This is a genomic window from Streptomyces sp. NPDC054841, assembly GCF_053611045.1.
Genome location: NZ_JBSGZO010000679.1, coordinates 1 through 3523, shown reverse-complemented (window position 1 = coordinate 3523; position 3523 = coordinate 1). Strand labels below are relative to the sequence as shown.

Sequence of the window (3523 nt, the reverse complement as noted above, 5' to 3'; positions counted from 1 at the left end):
GCCATAAACTGACGCGTGCTATCCCGCACGGCCGGATCCTTGATCAGGGTTGTCGGCCGCGCCCTCCTGCCGCCTCGGCTCCGCGACCTCCGCCTCCAGCTCCCGGATGTAGTCCTCCTGTTCCGCCAAGCTCATGCCTCGGAACAACTCGCGGATGGCCTCCCGCCGCCATTGCTCCGCTTTCGGCTTGGTGGGCGGGGCGTGCTCGGGTTGCGGTGTCGCCTCCTGGCGGGGTGTGGGTTCGCCGCCGCCAAGGATGGCCTTGCGGCTTTCGAGTTCCCATGCGAACGCCAGATGAATGCGCCGGTCGTTGCTGCTGCGGACAGGGTTTCCCTTCCGCCACTGGTACAGAGTCTGCAGCGACATTTCGGCCTCGCTGGCGATGTCCTGGAGTTCCTTGCCCAATTCGTCTGCGCGCAGCTGCGACAGCTCCCATAGCCGCTCAGCGTCCTGGGTCTGGTTCGTCATGGTGTGCCCCCGCACTCATGTTCATGCGTCCTCATGCGTCCTCATGAGAACTAGCGCTTCTGAGGCTGCGGGCAAGTGTACGGACGGACACCGCCCTCGGGGAGTATCGGTGTCGCGGGTGGTGCGGCGTTCAGGAACCCGACCCGAATGAGCGGCCGGTCTGGTAGGTAGGACAGCCGCGGGCTATGTCACCAGGCACACACCACAAGCTCCCCTCCTGCTGCGGCGGGAGGGGAGCCTTCGCACGTTCGGGAGCATGGCCCCGCGGCAGCCGCCGTACATTGGGCCCGCACCAACAAAGGGGTCCGCCCTGAGCGTCAAACCCCTGCCTCGCGCGGGTGGCGGGGCGACCGTCCCGGTTTCAGTTCGGGCGTGCGCGCACCCGTAGGCTTCGCCGTGTGATTGCGACCATCGTCTTCGACGTGGGTGAGACGCTGACCCGTGACGATCGCTACTGGGCATCGTGGGCAGACTGGCTCGGCGTGCCATGCCACACCCTCTCCGCCCTCGTCGGTGCCGTCACCGCCCAGTCCCGGGACAATGCTGATGCTCTCCGCCTCCTGAAGCCCGGTATTGACATTGACGCCGAGTACGCTGCGCGCGAGGCGGCGGGCCGGGGCGAGCAACTGGACGAAGAGGATCTGTACGCCGATGTTCGGCCCTCGCTGTCCATGCTTCAGGAGTTGGGGATTCGGGTCGTCGTGGCGGGGAACCAGACTGCGAAGGCCGGGGAGTTGTTGCGTGCTCTCAACCTCCCTGTGGACCTGGTCGTCACGTCAGCAGAGTGGGGCGTCGCCAAGCCGTCGGGCGAATTCTTCTCCCGTGTGATCGATGTGGCCGGGGCCGCGCCTCACCAGACGGTGTATGTCGGTGATCACCCAGCCAACGACGTCTTCCCTGCGAAGGCTGCCGGCCTTCGGGTAGCGCACCTGCGGCGTGGCCCGTGGGGATACTTCTGGGGGAGTGACCCAGACGTTGTGGCCGCCGCGGACTGGAGTATCGGCTCGCTTGCCGAACTCGCTGACCTGGTCAAGGAGTAGCCAACGGCAGCGGCCCTGCCTGGCACGTCTGGGTGCCTCCCAAAGCACTGAGCAACCGCTGCCCAAACCCGTGAACAAAGCCACCTGGCGGATGGTCGCGGCAAGACCCTCGTACATTCGAGGAAAAAGGGTGCGCAACACCCTCGTAGGCTGAGACCGCGACTGGCTGTGGACGGTCACGTATTTCCCCACCCCGAACGTCACGTAATGGGCCACGGGGACGGCGGTGTCACAACCGTGGTGAGCATGGGGACGATGACCGTGCGTCAAGATTCTCAGGGACCAGAGGCCAGGGCTCCCGGCGTTTGTTCCAGCCCTTGGCTGCTGGGTGGGCCGTTCAGGCGGGCCAGGTGCCGAGTGCGCGGGCCAGGCGGTTGCTCTGCGCTCGGGTGATGCCCTGGGCGAGCCGAGTCCCACACCGCGGACTCATGTACCCGTCACAGTGCAGGATTCCGAGGAAGGGTTCCTGACCGCCTGAGAGCGGGGAGGTGGAAGGAAGCGTCCATTCAGCCGGCTCCCACAAGGGATGGTCCGCAAGGAGTGCTTCCGCGAGATGCGGGGCCAGCGCTGCGGGGACGCCTGCCTGCGCCAGCGCGCTGCCGAGCACGGCTGCGGCGTCCTCGGGCAGGTTCTGGTCGCCGAGCGCAGGCAGCAGCAGGAGCAGGCGTGCGTATTCGGCGTGGACTCCTGGAGCGTTGAGGTCGGGCGTGCGGGCGATGTGCTGGAGCTCTCGCCAGGACAAGCCCGGGCCGGCCTGGTGGCCGCTGATGGTGGCCAGGTGGCCGTGCCGTCCCCACTCGGGGTGGGTGATGACGTACTCGGTTTCCGGATCGTCGGGAAAGTTGCGTCCCAGGACCAGCGCGGTGTGGCCATCGGCGAAGGGGATCCGGAAGACAGGCCAATGGTCCTCGTTGCCGAGCGCATCGCAGGCCGCGTCGGCGTCAGCCCCGTCGACACCGAACCATTCCGGAACGGCGTCGTACTCCTCTGTCTGACTCAGCCACATCAGGTAGGCAGCCCAGAACCCCGGCACCGCCAGCAGTTCCTCCCCTGCAGCAACAGGGGCGTTCTCGAATCCCTCTATCCGCACCGGTCCAGACTCTCACCCGCCTATGACAGCCCGTACACGGCTCGGTGGCTCCACCGAGCGATGCTGTCTCTTATCGACTGCGTCAGTGGGGAATTACGTGACCGCTGACACTGGCGTAACGTCCGGGGCGAGCGGGATGTTGTTGCGGCACAGGCAGCACCGGATGCGGAACGGGACGGACACAGCGGATCTCCCAATCACCTGCGGTCCGGACGTGCCCAGCCTGGCAGCCGGCTCGGGTTCTGCAGCGTCGCCATGCCGCAGCGCGGTCGCGTGTGCACCAGCTCGCCGCCAGGCCGCGGGGCGGGGGCCGGCGGCGAGACCGAGCGGGCGTGAAACGCCCAGCTGCCGGAGTGTTGGACGGAGAGCCCGGTTCGGGGAGCGTTTGTGACCGGAGATTTGCGAAAGCGTTCACTTTGCGAGCGGTGGGGTGGTCTACTGAGATCGCTCCGCTTCCACCGAGGGAGCGTCAACCGCAATCCTCGCATTAACGCACAGTAGCGATGGAGTTCCGTACGGTTGAGCGGGTAGCGTCGCGGCGGCGAGTCAGCGCGGTCCCTGGGTTGCGGCCGTGGCGACCAGGCTGACTCACCGCGAATACACAACGCTGCGATCGAGGAGGGCTCATGCCTCCCGATCACCCGTCAGTTCCGACACCTGAAGGTCTCGTTCCTGAGGCATTCGACCGTACCATTCCGCGCGAAACGTCGATCAAAACCCGTGACTGGCGTGACTTTCAGGTCATCATCACAGCAGGGCCCTTCTTGGCCATGCCTGTCATCGGCGTAATCCTGTGGTTCCGTCCCGAGGCCCTCGTCTTCGGTCTTGCGGGGACGGGCCTGCTTCTGGGTGCGGCACGCGGTTGCGGCCTTCGTTACCGGCGGCTTCGTACGGGATGACAGACCAGGGCGGGGATGCCCGGAGG

General features: G+C 66.4%; 3 protein-coding genes. 1 reads left to right on the top strand and 2 read right to left on the bottom strand.

From position 1 onward, the window contains the following. Window positions 1-18: 18 nt before the first annotated feature. Window positions 19-468 (bottom strand): hypothetical protein, encoded by a 450-nt coding sequence (locus ACWGI8_RS41630; RefSeq protein ID WP_453668654.1) that lies wholly within the window; start codon window positions 466-468, stop codon window positions 19-21. A gap of 401 nt (window positions 469-869) precedes the next feature. On the opposite strand from ACWGI8_RS41630, the gene ACWGI8_RS41625 reads away from it, so the two are divergent. Continuing rightward, complete coding sequence (locus tag ACWGI8_RS41625) at window positions 870-1508, top strand: HAD family hydrolase (RefSeq protein ID WP_453668655.1); 639 nt, start codon at window positions 870-872, stop codon at window positions 1506-1508. Between the two features lie 337 nt (window positions 1509-1845). Here ACWGI8_RS41625 and ACWGI8_RS41620 read toward each other — a convergent pair whose 3' ends face one another. Continuing rightward, window positions 1846-2598: a hypothetical protein gene (locus ACWGI8_RS41620; protein ID WP_453668653.1), complete on the bottom strand. Its 753-nt coding sequence runs from the start codon at window positions 2596-2598 to the stop codon at window positions 1846-1848. Window positions 2599-3523: the final 925 nt, after the last annotated feature.

Excerpts from the sequence above, each read along its gene's own strand:
- ACWGI8_RS41630 (WP_453668654.1), bottom strand. The coding sequence starts at position 468 with ATGACGAACCAGACCCAGGACGCTGAGCGGCTATGGGAGCTGTCGCAG.